Here is a 258-nt window from a genome sequence, read left to right on the forward strand (position 1 = left end):
CATCGGGCCTGTCGAACTTCGTGCGGATCATGTGCGGCGGCATCGGCACGTCGATCTTCCAGACCGCGTGGGATCACCGCAACAACTTCCACCACGCGCAACTGGTCGAGCAGACCAACGTGTACAACCCGACGTTCAATCAGGCCGTCACGCAGATGGGCAAGCTCGGGCTGACGCCGGACCAGGCGCACGGCCTCATCAACAACATGGCCACGCAGCAGGCGGCCCAGCTCGGCGTGAACGATCTGTTCTACATCT

1 pseudogene is annotated in these 258 nt (G+C 62.4%); it reads left to right on the forward strand.

Annotated features, from left to right (window positions below):
• Positions 1-258, forward strand: a pseudogene (locus SB816_RS33020) (MFS transporter); the annotation flags it as partial.

Origin of the sequence: Achromobacter sp. SIMBA_011 (genome assembly GCF_046535435.1) — a bacterium.
Classification (GTDB): Bacteria; Pseudomonadota; Gammaproteobacteria; order Burkholderiales; family Burkholderiaceae_B; genus Achromobacter; species Achromobacter dolens.